At 55.7% G+C, this 15317-nt stretch carries 13 protein-coding genes; 9 read left to right on the plus strand and 4 right to left on the minus strand.

Going from position 1 to position 15317, the window contains the following annotated elements:
- Positions 1 to 37 precede the first annotated feature (37 nt).
- The 4 genes from BUB22_RS14925 to BUB22_RS14940 all read left to right on the plus strand — a co-directional run bounded on the left by BUB22_RS14925 (position 38) and on the right by BUB22_RS14940 (position 4485).
- On the plus strand, positions 38 to 799 hold the full coding sequence (locus tag BUB22_RS14925; protein ID WP_254794766.1) for a DUF3108 domain-containing protein: 762 nt from the start codon (positions 38 to 40) through the stop codon (positions 797 to 799).
- A gap of 114 nt (positions 800 to 913) precedes the next feature.
- The gene (locus BUB22_RS14930) at positions 914 to 1837 is read left to right on the plus strand and encodes a hypothetical protein (RefSeq protein ID WP_072813282.1); all 924 of its coding nucleotides are present in this window, start codon (positions 914 to 916) and stop codon (positions 1835 to 1837) included.
- 71 nt (positions 1838 to 1908) lie between these two features.
- Positions 1909 to 3639, plus strand: coding sequence for a maltotransferase domain-containing protein (locus tag BUB22_RS14935; protein ID WP_073116372.1), 1731 nt, complete (start codon positions 1909 to 1911; stop codon positions 3637 to 3639).
- 90 nt (positions 3640 to 3729) lie between these two features.
- Entirely contained in the window at positions 3730 to 4485 is a 756-nt protein-coding gene (locus BUB22_RS14940) for an acyl-[acyl-carrier-protein] thioesterase (protein WP_073116374.1), read from the plus strand.
- Positions 4486 to 4556: 71 nt separating this feature from the next.
- On the opposite strand, the gene BUB22_RS14945 is transcribed toward BUB22_RS14940, so the two are convergent.
- From BUB22_RS14945 to BUB22_RS14960, 4 genes are all read right to left on the minus strand, one after another.
- The gene (locus BUB22_RS14945) at positions 4557 to 5357 is read right to left on the minus strand and encodes a hypothetical protein (RefSeq protein WP_139259037.1); all 801 of its coding nucleotides are present in this window, start codon (positions 5355 to 5357) and stop codon (positions 4557 to 4559) included.
- Between the two features lie 90 nt (positions 5358 to 5447).
- Positions 5448 to 7970 (minus strand): hypothetical protein, encoded by a 2523-nt coding sequence (locus tag BUB22_RS14950; protein ID WP_073116377.1) that lies wholly within the window; start codon positions 7968 to 7970, stop codon positions 5448 to 5450.
- Position 7971: 1 nt separating this feature from the next.
- Positions 7972 to 9240: a hypothetical protein gene (locus BUB22_RS14955; protein WP_073116379.1), complete on the minus strand. Its 1269-nt coding sequence runs from the start codon at positions 9238 to 9240 to the stop codon at positions 7972 to 7974.
- 213 nt (positions 9241 to 9453) lie between these two features.
- Positions 9454 to 10656, minus strand: coding sequence for a sensor histidine kinase (locus tag BUB22_RS14960; RefSeq protein WP_073116381.1), 1203 nt, complete (start codon positions 10654 to 10656; stop codon positions 9454 to 9456).
- A 191-nt stretch (positions 10657 to 10847) separates the two neighbouring features.
- Between BUB22_RS14960 and BUB22_RS14965 the strand changes: the two genes are divergently transcribed.
- The 5 genes from BUB22_RS14965 (at position 10848) to BUB22_RS14980 (ending at position 15253) form a co-directional block, all read left to right on the plus strand.
- A complete protein-coding gene (locus tag BUB22_RS14965) occupies positions 10848 to 11711 on the plus strand; it encodes a sigma-70 family RNA polymerase sigma factor (protein WP_073116383.1) in 864 nt (287 codons plus the stop codon).
- Positions 11712 to 11814: 103 nt separating this feature from the next.
- Positions 11815 to 13602 carry a S41 family peptidase gene (locus BUB22_RS14970; RefSeq protein WP_072813274.1) on the plus strand — a complete coding sequence of 596 codons (1788 nt, stop codon included), beginning with the start codon at positions 11815 to 11817 and terminating at the stop codon, positions 13600 to 13602.
- A 7-nt stretch (positions 13603 to 13609) separates the two neighbouring features.
- Positions 13610 to 14392, plus strand: coding sequence for an MlaE family ABC transporter permease (locus tag BUB22_RS14975; protein WP_073116384.1), 783 nt, complete (start codon positions 13610 to 13612; stop codon positions 14390 to 14392).
- A gap of 169 nt (positions 14393 to 14561) precedes the next feature.
- Positions 14562 to 14744, plus strand: coding sequence for a hypothetical protein (locus BUB22_RS16475; protein ID WP_097037018.1), 183 nt, complete (start codon positions 14562 to 14564; stop codon positions 14742 to 14744).
- The gene (locus BUB22_RS14980) at positions 14741 to 15253 is read left to right on the plus strand and encodes a hypothetical protein (protein ID WP_073116386.1); all 513 of its coding nucleotides are present in this window, start codon (positions 14741 to 14743) and stop codon (positions 15251 to 15253) included. Before BUB22_RS16475 ends, BUB22_RS14980 begins: the two co-directional genes overlap by 4 nt.
- The last annotated feature ends 64 nt before the right edge of the window (positions 15254 to 15317 follow it).

The raw sequence follows: 15317 nt of genomic DNA on the forward strand, positions 1-15317 counted from the left end.
ATTACACACCTCACATTCTTTTATGCTCTATCGTCTATTGTCTATCGTCTTTCTCGTTGCGTTCCTCGTGACGGCGTCTTTCGCCGGCGAACCGAACCTGCCGGAGGTCCAGGCCCCGTGGATGAAGGGCGAACGTTTGACCTTCAGTCTCGGTTGGGGCCCGATTACCGCGGGCACGGCGACCCTCGAGGTGAAGCCGCTCCCCGGAGGCAAGACGGAGTTCCTATCGTTCGCGCAGGGCAACAGCGCCATCACGCGCATCTACCCCGTGTACGATACGGTCTATACCCGCGTGCGCAACAAGGGACTCATGACGGAGGTTTTCCGCAAGAACCTCCACGAGGGCACGTTCCACAATACTTCCGTCATCCGGTTCGACCGCAAGGGCGAGAAGGCGTGGCTCTCCGACACGGTGTTTACCGACATGAAGACCCGCAAGGTCAAGCGCTCCGCCGATACCGCGGTCGCTATCCAGGGCATGGAACACAGCATCATGTCGGCGTTCTACTACGTGCGGACGATGCCCCTGACCGTCGGGGACACATCGCGCTTTTCGGCGGTGAGCGGCAAGAAGCGTTACGAACTGAAGGTGCTGGTCCACGGGCGCGAGTCGCTCAAGACATCCATCGGCACGGTGAACACGGTCAAGGTGGAACCCGTGCTCGACGGTGACGGCATCTTCAATTCCAATGGCCGCATCTTCATCTGGCTCACGGACGACGACCGCCGGATTCCGGTGCTCATGGAGTGCGAAATCGCTCTCGGGAGCATCAAGGCGAAGCTCATCAAGGCGGAATAGGGGCGTTTTTGGTTGATTTTCTGCAAGTTTAAGCAACTTTTACAAGGTTTGGCGTGAATAAAAACCGGATAATAAGTTATATTCCAAAAGTGATTCTATAATCAGAGGCTTTTAATGTTTAAGAAACTGTGTTTGACTCTGTGTCTTTCCGCGTTCCTTGCCTGGGCGCAGGATGACGATGAATTTGATGATAGCGACTTTGAGTCGGCTCCCGCTGCTGCATCCGAAGAGGGTGGTTCGGGTGCTGCCATGGCGTCTGACGACGACAGCGACTTTGAAGATGCTGAAGGCCCTTCCCTCACTGCTGCGCAGAAGCAGGACATGGAAGCCCGCAAGAAGTTCGAAGAGGAACAGCGCCAGGACGAATACGCGAACTCGCTCCGCCGTCGTAACTGGCTCAAGGACCGCTTGGTTTTCCAGGTCGGTATGGGTTCCCGCTACCCGTTCATGGGTGAAACCGGTATGGGCATGGGCTTCGGTATCGGTGCCGAATACATTACCCGTTGGGGACTTGCTCTCTATGGTTCGGGCGGTATGCTTTTCAAGGGTGACGACAACGACTTCGAGGGCATTGAACTCGAAGGTGGTTACGGCTACAAGGTGGGTCTCAACTACTACCTGTTCCCCAAGAACCCGCTTCACCTGGGTGTTTCCGCCTCCTACGGTACGGTCTACTTCGACCACAGCGTGGAACCGGATGCCGATGGCGTTCGCCCGATTATCACGGTCAACGGTTTCCAGTTCGATGTCCTGATTACCTACCTCACGAACGAATGGTACTACCTGCAGTTCTCCGTGGGTATGTACTACGCTCCGGAACTCGCGAAGGATACTCCGGAAGAAAACCCGAGCCTGCGCTACCAGTCTGCGGGTAGTTCGAAGATTATCTCCTCCGTCGTTAACGAGGACGGTATGAACAAGACGGGTATCGTGTTCGGCATTGCCATCGGTTATGCCCTGCCGGAATTTTTCCCGGACGATACCGAAAAGCGTCGCCGCCAGCGCGAGAAGGAACGCGAACGCGCTTCCCGCCGTTAATCGTGGCATGAAACCGGATTTTCAAGGGACCGCACTCGCGGCCCTTTTTTATTGCTATTTTTTCACTCACTATGGCTACAATCCCTACACGTAAAGACAATCTCGTCATTGAAAACATCCGCCCCCAGATCGAAGGTGGGCGTTTTATGCTCAAGCGTGAACCGGGCGATACCGTCACGCTCACCGCGGACATTTTCCGCCACAGTCACGAAAAGTACGACGCCGCGATTTTCTACCGCCACGTGAGCAAGAAGAAGTGGGATAAGGCTCCCATGCACTTCGTGGACAACGACCAGTGGGAAGGCTCCTTCATGGTCAACAACATCGGCTACTACGAATACAAGATTTGCGCGTGGACAATCGCCCCGAAAGACGTGCCGACCGAAAGCCCGGTGATGATGCTCCGCGTGGACCCGACCTACAGCCGCATCGGCACGTGGTACGAGATGTGGCCCAAGAGCCAGGGCACCGACCCCAAGAAGAGCGCCACCTGGAAGGACTGCGAAAAGCAGCTTGACTACATCGCCGACCTCGGATTCGATACGGTTTACCTGGTGCCCATCCACCCGATTGGCGTCACCAACCGCAAGGGTGCGAACAACGCCCTGCATGCAAAGACCGACAAGAAGGGCAAGCCGATTGAACCGGGATGTCCGTACGCCGTGGGCAACAAGAACGGCGGCCACTACGACGTGGACCCGGAACTCGGCAGCATGAAGGACTTCGAGCATTTCGCGAAGACCGCCCGCAGCAAGGGACTCCGCCTCGCTCTCGACATTGCGCTCAACTGCAGTCCCGACCACCCGTACGTGAAGAGCCATCCGGAATGGTTCTACCACGAACCGGACGGCAGCATCAAGTTTGCGGAAAACCCGCCCAAGAAGTACGAGGACATCTACCCGTTCGACTACTACAACGACAACTACAAGGCCCTCTGGCAGGAAATCGAGAACATTATTTTGTTCTGGGCCGACAAGGGAATCGAGATTTTCCGTATCGATAACCCGCACACCAAGCCGTTCCCGTTCTGGGAATGGCTCATCGCCGACGTGAAGGAAAAGCGCCCGGAACTCGTGTTCCTCGCCGAGGCCTTTACCCGCCCGAAGATGATGCACCGCCTTGCAAAGTCGGGTTTCGACATGAGCTACACGTATTTCGCCTGGCGCAGCGCCAAGTGGGAATTCGAGCAGTACCTCAAGGAACTCACGCAGAGCGACGCGAAGGAATACATGCGCGGAATCTTCTTCCCGACGACTCCGGATATTTTCCCGAAGTACCTCGCGTACAAGGGTCCGAACGCGTTCAAGCAGCGCTATTTCCTCGCGGGTACGCTTTCGAGCCTCACCGGCATGTACAACGGCTACGAGCTGTGCGAAAACATCCCCTCGCCGGTCAAGGAAGAACTTGCCGACAGCGAAAAGTACCAGTACAAGGTCCACAACTGGAAGGGCCCCGGCATCCAGGACTTTGTGCGCCGCGTGAACACCGCCCGCCAGGAACACGTTGCCTTGCAGGAATACGACAACCTGGACTTCCACTACTGTGCCAACGACCAGCTGATGGTCTATTCCAAGAAGTCGGGTGACGACGTTATCTTGTGCGTATGCAACATGGACATGGACAACGCGCAGGAAGGCATGGTGGAACTCGACATGGCAAAGCTCGGGCTTTCGCAGGATTCGTTCTTCTTCCTGAAGGACCTGATTACCGACGAGAGCTTCGTATGGCGCGGCAACAGGAACTTCGTGCGTCTTGACCCCGCGAAGGCGCCCGGCCACCTGCTTGTGCTCAAGAAAATCTAGCGTAAATTTGCGTGTTATTGCGAGGCCCAAGGCCACGTAAAGTAAGCCCGCGTGCCGTTGCGCTCGGGCTTTATTTTATATATTCAAGATATGATTGATATTTACGCACTTGCAAAGAATCCGCTGGTTTTCCAGAAACAGCGCACCATAACCTCGGCATACATCGACGTTTCGGGCAAGATGGGCATCGCGCAGACGGTGCTCATGGTGCAGGACAACTTCACCGAGAATTTCGGCGCCATCAGGCAGGATAACTTCTGTGTTCACGAGAAGGGCGCCTACTGGGTTATCTATAAGGCGAAATTCAAGTTCTTCCAGCGCCCGTTCTGGCGCGACAAGGTGGTTACCACGTCGTTCCCCGCCGATAACGCGCCTATCCGCACATACGAGAATACGGCCATTACCACGCTGGAAGGCGAACCGATTATCCTTGCCGTGCAGGAGGCCTGCTGCCTGGATTTGCAGCGCCACCGCCCCGTGAAACTTTCTGCGGTCGATTTCCCGACGGAAGGTGCCCCGGAGCCGTTCATGGACAGCAAGTTCACGAAGTTCCCGGTGGAACCCGCGGAATACGTGGAGGTTTACCGCCAGAAGGTGCTGCCCCAGCATATCGACATGTCGCACCACATGAACAACATCGAGTACGTAAAGCTCGCGCTGAACGTGTTCTCTTCGGAAGACCTGGAACTCTGCATTCCTTCGATGCTCGAGGTGCACTTTATGGGCGAGACGCACGAGGGTCAGGAAGTGCGCATTTCCCGCGCCGACAAGATGGGTGCGACCTACATGAAGATTGAGGACGATGAAGGCCGCCAGGTCTTCGAAATGAAAATCAAGATGAAGTAATTGACTTGATGATATGAAAAAACTGCACGGCACAAACCATGCAGTTTTTTTTTTGTTTTGTAGGAGTGATTCTAGAACTGGAACGACTTCCCGAGCGATACCGCGAAGGAGGTGTTGGTGTTCGTGTAGACGGTGCCGTGGAATCCGCTCGGGTGGAAATACGAGATTCCGAGCGTCGTGTTCCATTCCTTCACCTTGTCCGCGAAGGTGACGCCGTACTCGATGGCGAGCGAGCCTGCGCTTTCACCGAGGCGCGGGCCGAACCACAGGGAAGCGGTGGGCCTCCAGTCGGCCCTCTCGTCCAGGTTTTCCACGAGCCTTGCGTCTTCCAGGCGTTCGCGCTTGCTTTCGTAATCGCCTCCGCCCTGGTAGAACTGGATACCGCCCGCGGCTCCCAGGAACAGGTGGCTCCCGAGGTTGAATTCTGCACCCGCGACAATGCGTTCCTGCAGGTTCCAGAACGTGTAGTTCTCGTCGCCGTCCTTGGAATCGAGCCAAGCGTTGTAGCCGTCAAAGTTGCAGGGAACGTCGTTGCACCCGAACTGGAGCGTGCCCGCGATTCCTGCGACGCTCGCGTTCACGAACAGCGGGGAAATCGCCCCCGCGGGGTGGAACTCGAAGCTGAGCGCTCCGCCGCCCGCGTTCACCTGCTCCACGTTGAATCCGGATGCCGCGAAGGTCCCGTAGGCGTCGGCAGAAAGGGTAATCTGCTTTTCGCCATCCGGAGTGGATTTCGGCTGGTGGTATGCGGGGAGCGGTGCTGCCCCCATCGACTGCATCTGGGGCGGAATGCACCCGGTCAGCGCGAAGGCGGCGGCGATACCTGCCGCGAGTTTGCTTGCCGCAAGCATGAATGTCTTGTTTGTTCTCATTGTAACGTCCCTTGGCCGGGGTCGCCCCCGGCACTGTACATATGTGTTTTCTGAAAGTTATCTTATTTGATGTTACTCGTCAATAGCCGCTTATTGCAGTTTTATGGCGCGGATGACGCAGGTCTCGTTTGCCCTCAGGGCCTGCAAGGTCAAGCGTGACGCGGAATAGCCGTTACCTGCGGTAACGCGCGTGTTGACGATTTCAGGTAGGGGTAAAACTTTGGTAACAAACGCATTTTGCACCGAGTTGTTACCAAGATTCGCCTTTCCGTGCGAATTTGTACCGAAATAGATCTCGCTGTTCTGGCAGGTGCCGCCCAGGTACTCGACGCTCAGTTCCTTGTAGTTGTCAAACGAGAACGTCCCGCCGAAATCAAGATGGATGCCCGCGTAGCGTTCCTTGAAGGTAAATGTCGTTGCGTCGACGTTCAGGACCTTGCCGGTCTCGATGCCGGTAGATTCGTTCCAGTTCACGAGCGGGTAGATTGCCGGGAACATGTCGGCGCCCCTGATTGCCGCAGGCTTTTCGCCAAACACCCTGGCCGAGGTAATCAGCCTTGCGTTCCTGAGGGTAACATCGCCCCCGTTGCTGTTGAGCACCAGGCGGAACCAGCGGTACTTTGCCATCGCGCCCTTTGCGGTAGGCATCTGCCAGCGGATAGCGTGGAAGTTGCCGTCCTGCTTTACATTCAGTTCGTCGAGTTGCACCTGTCCACCGCCGCTCTTGTTCGGCGTCAGCAAAAGTTCCGCCTTCATCCAGTTGCTCTTCGGGTTATTCACCCTGATTTCGACCTCGAAGATCGCCCCCTCGGGTACGTCCTTCGCATTGTCGATGGTCATTACCCGCTGCCAGCCGGAGGGGAGCCGGAACTGTACTTCCTCATCGCTCTCGGTGGCATCGGCGTTGTAGTCGTATCGCATGTAGCCGAACCGCTTTGTCTGCAGAATTCCCCCGTTCGCGATAATCTCGGGCATCTTGGAATTGTCCATGCAGCTTGTAGCGGGCGAGAAGATTCCGGTGAGTTTCGCGTTGCGGAACTGCTTTTGCGTGGTGTCGTAGTCGAGTTTTGCCACCTCGCAGAGCAGGCGCCACACGTCGGTCTGCATTCCCTTGAGCACGGTGCTGTCAATCTTGCCGTCCGAATTTACCGGCGGCTCGATATGGCGCCCGCTGATGGGCTCGCCAAACCGCGGGTGGCTTGCATCTACCGCGTACACGGAACCGGCGGTGGACTGTGCTCCGGGCGCCTCGAACGGGAAACCTTCATGCGACTTGCTGAACGCGCAGTCGCTGCGGATGGCGAGGTCGCCGTCGCATTGCAGGTCGATGGCGCTCGCCGTCGGGATAAACGTGCTGCTCGCCTGGTACAGCGTGTCGGCATCCCACACGTTGTCGAACTCGATGGTATACCCGATGTTGGATATGCCTATGGTGAATTTCATGTCGTCGGGAATGGCATCCAGCATGCCTTCGCGGAGCGCCTTGTAGATGGTGCGCGCGAAGGGGTAGGTGCTTCCCTGGATAAAGTCGTGGCTCGCAGTTCCCTTCGGGCCTGCCGTCTTGTTCTGGTCAAGGAATTTGTACACGTGATTGTGCGAGAATTCCTCGCTTTCGGAGGTGCTGGCCATCATGCGGCTTTCTGCCCTGCCCCAAGGTTCGCTGCCCCTCTTTGCGGCCCTGTTGAGGCTGTAGTACGTTTTTGCGTGCTCGGGCGACTTGCCCTTCATTTGCCCCTGCGCGATGAGTACCGCGGGGAACCCCTTGTAGTTTGCCGCCTTGCGGTATTCGCCGAACAGGAACCTGTCCGTGCTCGTCTTTACCTCGTAGGTGCCGTTGCCCGCTTCGGTATCGTAGAGCAGCAGGTCGCGCGCGCCCGGCGAGGTAATGAGGTCGTTGAACGCCTCTGCCGCAGGCACGGCCGCCTTGTTCGCCCAGAAGTCGAGCGTGGAGATGAGCCCGCGGGGCATTACCGCACCCTGGTGGGGCGAATCGAGCGAGGCGTACAGGCGCACGGGAGCGTCGCCCGGCTTGCGCCTGGAATCGTAGAGGTACGATGCGTAGCGCCCGAGGATTCCGCCCTGGCTAATCCCGAGCACGATGAATCCGTCCTCGGTCTTGTTCAAGAAGGGAATGTTCGCATTGCTGTTCAGGTAGCCGAAGAGGTCGGCGAGGAAGGTCGCGTTCGTCTGGAGCGGCGCGCGCACCGTCTCCTGGAACTGAACCAGCACGGGCGTGTAGCCGAGTGCAGTGAGGATTCCCGGAATGCCGAACGCCTCGGTCTCTTCGTGCAGCTGGTCGAGGGTGCGTGCCTCGTCGGTACTCAGGTGGATGCCGTCGATAATGAAGAACGGGCGGCTGAGCGCAATCTTGAAGCGGGCCGACTCGTCGACGACCGGGTCGATGACGCGGAAGCGCACCATCGGGACCGTGTTGGTGGATACCTTCTCGCCAGCGGAATCGTAGCACTTCGAGAATACGGGCGAGGGCGACTTCGAAATGCAATTGCCGGAGGCCTTTTCAAAGAAGTGAAAATCCGTGTGCGTTGCGCTGGCGGTGCCTGCGGAGGCAAGCGCGAAGGCGATTGCAGATGCGATGCGGTAGAGCTTGTTCATGTTACTTTACCTCCAGTTTGAGAGTCTGGTTTACGTTCAGGTTTCCGGAACGCATCTTTACCGTGATTTCTTGCAGGCCCGCCGTGGCGAATTCGATTTCGGTTTCGCTGCCGGGCTGTACCGCGTTGCACTTGCCCGCGGCGCAGATCTCGACGCTCGGGAGCGTGTTGCGGGTAGTTGCCGCGAAGAACGGGTCGTAGGCAACCTTTACCTTCGACGAGCGCACTTCGGTAACGGGGAGGCCGGCGAGCAGCAGGTGGTAATCCTGGAGCCCGTAGTTCACGAGGGTCGAGTCGGTAAAGTACTTGATGGCGTAATCCAGGTCGGCAACGAGCAGCGGGATGCTCCTGTTCCCGCTGGCGGCTGCGATTTCGCCTGCTTCGAGGAAGAGGTTCTTGGGGCTTGCGATTACGCTGTCCTTCAGGCGGTTGCGCTCCACGAGGAACATGCTGTTGTACCAGCCGTCGCGGGACTGCTTTGCGGTAAGCGCCTTCGATTCCTGGAAGCGCACAATCTGGCGGTGTTCCTGCTCGCCGAGCACGAACAGGCTTTGCGTTTTTTGCCGGAGGGCGCTGCGTTCGCCCGCGGTGTACGCGCCTGCGGGGGCGGCCAGCGGGTCACCGCTGAATTCGCGTGCGGGCGAATTCGGCACCACGTCGCGGAAGTAGTAGGGGGTGTTTTCGCCGTCGGTATCCGCCGAGGTGGCGCCGGACCCGCTCCCCGCATTACCCGCAGCGCAGGTGAATTTCACGTTGTCGATAAACAGCGTGGTGTACTGGTATGCGGGTACACCGAACAGCCCGATGCCCACCTTGCTTGCGGTAACGTCGCCCGCGCCGAGCAGGCTTGCCACGGGCACCTCGATTGCCTTCGTGCTGTTTGCCTGCAGGTTGTAGAACGCGACGTTTCCGCTGCCGGAATTGCCGGTAAGCCAGATTCCGAACTTCACGTTCTGCGTCGCGCGTGCCGTAATCTTGAGCGAACCGCCGTTCAGGCGGAGCGGCAGCTTGTCGAACACGAGGTTTCCTGTCCAGTCGGCCTTCGCGCCCTTCTGGCCCGAAAGCCTGATGTAGGGCGGGTTCATGTTGTCGAGGTTTCCCCAGTTCGCGTTCCATTCGGGCGCCTCGGGGAACGTGCGGCCGGTTTCTTCCATCCGCCCGTTTGCGCCGGAGCCGTCGTAGAGTACGGTTTCCTTGCAGTTTTCGGCATGCCCGCAGATAGCTATACACAGCCCTGCGATAGCAATGCCCTTCAGAGTCCTATTCTTCATAGGATAGCTCCCATCGTCGATGTATATAAAGTAAATGGCCCGGGGGCCACAGCCTAAGCCCCGGCAGAAACGTTTCCTATTCGCGTTAATCCGCCGTGCCTCATTGTTGGGTCAAAAAAACTACATAAACAAAAAACTCCTGTAAAGGAGTCTTTCAAAAATTTTTTTTAGAAAAAATGTCGTAATTTGCGATTAATCGCGTGGCTAGGATGATTAATCGGTGATTATCTCGAGTTTTGCTCTGTAGATGTCGCCTTCAACGCCCGTTTCGTAGGTGTATCGCGAGGTGTAGAGCAGGTCAAGGCGCTTCTTGAAGGTCGCGAGCCCGAGCCCGCCCGCGTTTGACTTCGCCTTCCGCGGGTAGTTGGAGTTCTCCGTCTCGAAGGTAATCTTGTTCCCCGCCTGGGTAATCGAGATGTGTGCGAAACTCTTGCCGTCCGGGTTTACGCTGTGCTTGATGGCGTTTTCCACGAGAGGCATGGCGATAAGCGGTGCAATCTGGAAGTTTTCGTCTTCGAGGTTCAGGATGAATTTCAGGTCGTAGCTTTCGTCGAGCCTGAGTTTTTCGAGTTCCGCATATTTCTGCAAGATGTCGATGTCTTCCTTGATGGTTATGGTCGCGTCGCTTGTCTGGTAGAGCATCACGCGCAGGAGTTTCGAGAGTTTCGCCATCGATTCCTCGGCGCGTTTCGGGTCGATGGTGATAAGCGCCGATATGTTGTTCAGCGTGTTGAAGAGGAAATGCGGGCTCAGTTGGTTCTTGAGGAAGTCCAGTTCGTACTGCAGTTCCACGTTCTTCTTTTCGCGCTGCAAGAACGCCTTGAGTGTCTGGCGTAAGATGATGTTGTAGAAAACGCTCGTGACGCAGACAAACGAAACCATCAATGCGAACGAGATGACGGTGCGGATGCTGAAATGCCCCTTGATGGTGGAGAAACAGTACGTCGAGAAGAACTCCGCGATGCCTTCGCCTGCAGAACGGTCGGTCAGGAATAGCGCCACCTCGCGCAGCAGGAGCAGGGCGATAAGCAGGAAACTGTTATAGATAAAGTAACGGACATAGTGCTTTTTGAAGATGCAGCTGCGTACGAGGGCTTTCTGGTTGATGAAGAAGATGAGGGCCGTCGCGAGCAGCGGGAGGTAGAACCCGATAATCTTCCGGGAGCTCATGTCGAGCGAGGTGGTGAATGACGGGTCCAGGATGAACGCGAGCGGGAACAGGATAATGAATATCCAGGCGAGGGCTATGGGCACGAAAGGCGGGAACGGGTAGTTGATGGTCCCTACCTTTTCCTTCAGCACGTCGACGAGGAGTTTTTCGCTGCGCTGGAAACTGGCTTCCTGGATTTCCTCGAACGTTTCTCGCTTGGTTTCGAAGAACTTTGTAACGGTTTTTTTCGTCTTTTTTACGGTCATAAGGTAAAATTAAGTCAAATTTGGGCTTTTTGCACCCCCTCTGTGACAATTTCATGACGAAAATGCAGAAAAAAACGACAGAAAGCCGATTTAACTTTTGCGAAGGGCTTTCCCGATAATGACACAGTAAAGAGGAATCGGAGGTAAATTTGAAGATGTAAAGAGATAGGACACGAACAACGAGGTTCATCATGACTAACAACGCTTACACAACCGCTCGCTCGAATGAAAGGGATGTCTACTTCCAGTACCTGAACGATATTTCCAAGTACCCGCTTCTCTCTCGGGAACAGGAAACGCTTCTGCTGAAGAAGATCAGGCAGGGAAGCCGTGAAGCGATGGATTTGCTCGTGAAGTCGAACCTCCGCTTCGTGGTGAACATCGCCAATCTGTACAAGGGTCAGGGGCTCGACGTGTGCGAGCTCATCAGCGAGGGCAACATGGGCCTCATGGAGGCTGCACGTCGCTTTGACCAGAACCAGAAAATCAAGTTCATCAGCTATGCCGTGTGGTGGGTCCGCCAGAACATCACCCGCGCCATTGCCGAGAAGGGCCGCATGGTCCGCATCAGCGCCGAGAAGGAACTCGTGCTCCGCCGCTTCAACAAGAAGGGTGGCAGGTTCCGCCAGGTGGTGGGCGGTACCTACGTTCTCGATACCGAAAGCCTTGCCGGGGTTTCCAAGTACAAGGGCGACGCCATCGAGAAGGTGCTCATGATGGACAACCGTGCCTCTTCGCTCGATGCTCCCGTGGGCGAATCCGGCGAAATGACCCTTGGCGATACTCTCGCATCCGATACTCCCGCGACGGACAACGTTGCCTGCGATAACGAGCGCAAGGACATCTTCGAGAAGGTGCTCCGCGACAACCTCAGCGAGCAGGAACTGGACGTCGTCAAGCTCTACTTTGGGCTTTCGATGGACGCCGACCTCAACCTGAAGGAAGTCGCCCCGATGGTCGGGTTCTCCAAGGAACGCGTCCGCCAGCTCAAGGAATCCGCTTTGGCTAAGCTCAAGAACGACCAAATTCACCGAATCTTGACTGAAGCCGCCTGATTTTTCATTCTCTCTCTCCTTTTTTTTGAAACCGGCCTGTTTGGGCCGGTTTTTTCCGTTTTTGAGCCCTCGCGCCCGCCGTGAAATTGTATCTTTTCGCTATATGGATTTTAATATGAAGTTTTTCCGCAATTCCTTTATGGTCGCCCTGTCGGCGATGTCGCTCTCGTTTGCCGCGGGCGATACCAAGACCCCTCCCGGGGATTTTTACGATGAAGTTTCCCGCCTCAACAAGGTGCTTTCTGAAGTGAACCGCAAGTACGTGGAGGATGTGAACCCCACGGAACTGACCGATGCCGCCCTGAACGGCATCCGCGATATCCTCGACCCGCACACGACGGTGTTTACCCCGAAGGACTACGAGGGCCTCAAGGTCTCGATGGAAGGCAAGTTCGGCGGCGTGGGCATTACGATTAGCCTGCGCGACAATATCCTTACGGTTATTTCCCCGCTTTCCGGCACGCCTGCCTTCAGGCTCGGTATCCGTGCGGGCGACCGAATCAGGAAGATTGACGGCAAGGACACGAAGGGCCTTTCGCTCGACGATGCCGTGAGCAAGCTGCGCGGCAAGATCGGGACCGACGTTACCGTTTCTATCGAGCGCGAAGGCGTTGCCGACCTGATGGAGTTCACGATTACTCGTGCCGAAATCGTGGTGCACGCCGTGCCTTACTTCGGGATGGTCTCGAAGGATATCGGCTACATCAAGCTCGCCACCTTCAGCGACAAGACCAGGAGCGACGTGGAGAACGCCATCCGCGGGCTCAAGAAGCAGGGCATGAAGAAGCTTATCCTCGACATGCGCTACAACCCGGGCGGACTCCTGAACCAGGCTATCGAGATTAGCGAACTGTTCCTCAAGCAGGGGAACGTGATTGTATCGACGCTCGGCCGCACCCAGCGGACCGAAAGCCGCGCCCGCCGCGACGGCATCCTTGGCGCCGACGTGCCGATGGCCGTGCTCGTGAACCAGGGCTCCGCGAGTGCCGCCGAAATCGTCTCGGGCGCATTGCAGGACTGGGACCGCGCCCTCGTGGTCGGCAAGACGAGCTTCGGCAAGGGCTCCGTGCAGACGATTTTCCCGCTCGACAACCAGGGCAACGCCCTCAAGCTCACTACCGCATTCTACTACCTGCCCTTCGGCCGCTGCATCAACAAGCCCGAAAACGGCATCAAGGGCCTCAAGCTGCAAGAAGAGGAGGCCGCCTCCGAAGAAGAGGAGGGTGCAGCCGCCGATACCGTGAAGAAGGATTCCGTGGTGCGCGACACGTTCTACACGAACAACGGCCGCATGATGTTCGGCGGTGGCGGCATTACGCCCGACGTTGACGTGGAACTTTCCCCGATGCCCTGGGTGGTGCAGGTGCAGGAACGCATGGCGATGTACTTCAAGTTCGCCGTGAAGGTGCGCCCCTCGCTCGATGCCGCCAACGTGAAGATTGACGCGAACTGGGTGGTGCCCGATTCCCTGTACACGCAGTTCAAGGAATTCTGCATGAAGGACACGAACTTCGTGAAGGTGAAGAGCAATGCTCTCGTGGGCGTGGACCAGCTCGAGAAGAGCATCGTGCACGAGCAGAACTACATGGGCGACAGCTCGAAGACCGTGACGGATACGACGCTTGCGAACAGGCTTGCCGACATGCGCAAGGCCCTCGAGGCAAAGCGCGACGCGCAGTTCGACGAGAACAAGGACTACATCAAGGACGGCATCAAGCGTGAACTCTTGACCGCGATGGTGAACGACTCCGTGAGTACGGCGTTCTCGCTCAAGCGCGACGAGCAGCTGAAGGAAGCCATCAAGTACCTCTCCGATACGGGACTCTACAAGAAGACTATTTCGGGCCCGGGCAAGCGCCCCGCCGACAAGCCCAAGCAGAAGAAGAAGTAGGCCTTAGGTGGGATTGCTGAACGGCATAGCGGAAGCACTCGGTAGGTTTGTACGCAGGTTCCTGCGGACCGTGCTGAACTACTTCAAGTTCGTGTGGGAACTGTTCAAGAACATCCCCGGTGCGTTCACGAACTTCCATACGACCGTGGAACAGATGCATCGCGTGGGCGTCACGAGCTTGCCCGTGGTGTTTGCTGCGTCGATGGCTACGGGCGCCATCATGTCGTGGCAGCTTGCCTACCAGTTCGGTGACATGATCCCGATGATGTTCGTGGGCATGGCCGTGGGCAAGTCCGTGATGGTGGAACTCTGCCCCATCTTGACCGCGATGGTGCTTGCTGGCCGCATTGGCGCCTCCATGTGTTCGGAACTCGGCACGATGGCGGTTACAGAACAGCTCGATGCGTATAAAGTATTGGGCCTGAGCCCCTACAAGTTCCTGCTGGCGCCGCGCCTTATCGCGACGGTCATCATGCTCCCGACTCTTACCATCATAAGCATCTTTATCGGCATCGCCGGCGGTTACGAAGTGGCCCACCTGTACAAGGAAGTTTCGTGGTCGGTGTTCTTTTACGGCGTGCGCATGTTCTACCACAACTGGGACCTTGTCGTGGGCCTTATCAAGGCTACACTCTACGGCTACTTTATCGCAAGCTACGCCTGCTTTTTCGGGTTCTTTACCCATAGCGGTGCAGAGGGCGTGGGCAAGAGCACCAAGGCCACCGTGGTTGCCGGCATGACAAGCATTCTTATCGGCGGTTTCACGCTTTCGAAACTACTGCTCGTGTAAGCGGTATATTTAAGTTTTTTTTTGATTGGATTCAAAAGGGAACATCTTTTTCTGTAAAAAGGTATTTGTCAGATGAATGCTTCTATAGCCTTCTTTTGGACTTTGCCATTGAGTTCGGCGACTTGCCTTTTATCGCCAATTAGTATATATTTGTTATTGGAGGTCTATTATGCGAGTGATTTCACAAGAATTCAAGCAGATGCTGAAAGATAGTGATGTGTTCGCCCTTTTTTCGAAATCGCACAGGCCGGATCATTCAAAACTGGACAAGGAAGTCGAGGAATTCGAAAAATGGATTACTGAAGAACATGCTAAGGACCGTCGCTTGTTGATGGAGGCGTCTAATAAATGATTGTCGAATTCTCGGTTGTCGATACCAAAGATTTTTCTATTGAGCATTTGTTCGATAGTCCAGAGAATTTGGATTTGATTGCGAACTTTCAGGCGACGAATGGCGCCGCTGGTTTAGAGTATTATCTAAAAAATCAATCCGTAGAGGATGAAGAAAACAATTGTAGCAGAACATACCTTATCAAGGATATTTTGACTGCTGAATTAGTTGCTTATTTTTCGTTGAAAACAGGACTTATTACGGTTCAGCTAAAAGGCGAAAATTTTGATTCTGTTCCTGCGATTGAACTTGCAAATTTTGCAATAAACAAACGCTACAAAGATTCTCATCCTGAAACGCAAAAGCTGGGATTCTACACTTTTAAAAAATTTATACTTCCAATTGTTCAACGGATGTCTGTTTATATTGGAGTAAATGCGATATATATTTATGCTTTGCCTGAGGAACGATTGATTAATCATTATCGAACAATGGGTTTTGGACCATGCAGGAGTTTAATAAGAGGGTAGCATAAGCTACTATATTCATTGCGCAACCCCAAAAAGGTAAAACAATGGCAAAAGTCAACTACAA

Origin of the sequence: Fibrobacter sp. UWCM (genome assembly GCF_900129735.1) — a bacterium.
Taxonomy (GTDB): Bacteria; Fibrobacterota; Fibrobacteria; order Fibrobacterales; family Fibrobacteraceae; genus Fibrobacter.

Excerpts from the sequence above, each read along its gene's own strand:
- BUB22_RS14950 (WP_073116377.1), bottom strand. The coding sequence starts at position 7,970 with ATGAACAAGCTCTACCGCATCGCATCTGCAATCGCCTTCGCGCTTGCC.
- BUB22_RS14930 (WP_072813282.1), top strand. The coding sequence starts at position 914 with ATGTTTAAGAAACTGTGTTTGACTCTGTGTCTTTCCGCGTTCCTTGCC.
- BUB22_RS16475 (WP_097037018.1), top strand. The coding sequence starts at position 14,562 with ATGCGAGTGATTTCACAAGAATTCAAGCAGATGCTGAAAGATAGTGAT.
- BUB22_RS14980 (WP_073116386.1), top strand. The coding sequence starts at position 14,741 with ATGATTGTCGAATTCTCGGTTGTCGATACCAAAGATTTTTCTATTGAG.
- BUB22_RS14945 (WP_139259037.1), bottom strand. The coding sequence starts at position 5,357 with ATGAGAACAAACAAGACATTCATGCTTGCGGCAAGCAAACTCGCGGCA.
- BUB22_RS14965 (WP_073116383.1), top strand. The coding sequence starts at position 10,848 with ATGACTAACAACGCTTACACAACCGCTCGCTCGAATGAAAGGGATGTC.
- BUB22_RS14970 (WP_072813274.1), top strand. The coding sequence starts at position 11,815 with ATGGATTTTAATATGAAGTTTTTCCGCAATTCCTTTATGGTCGCCCTG.
- BUB22_RS14940 (WP_073116374.1), top strand. The coding sequence starts at position 3,730 with ATGATTGATATTTACGCACTTGCAAAGAATCCGCTGGTTTTCCAGAAA.
- BUB22_RS14955 (WP_073116379.1), bottom strand. The coding sequence starts at position 9,240 with ATGAAGAATAGGACTCTGAAGGGCATTGCTATCGCAGGGCTGTGTATA.
- BUB22_RS14960 (WP_073116381.1), bottom strand. The coding sequence starts at position 10,656 with ATGACCGTAAAAAAGACGAAAAAAACCGTTACAAAGTTCTTCGAAACC.
- BUB22_RS14935 (WP_073116372.1), top strand. The coding sequence starts at position 1,909 with ATGGCTACAATCCCTACACGTAAAGACAATCTCGTCATTGAAAACATC.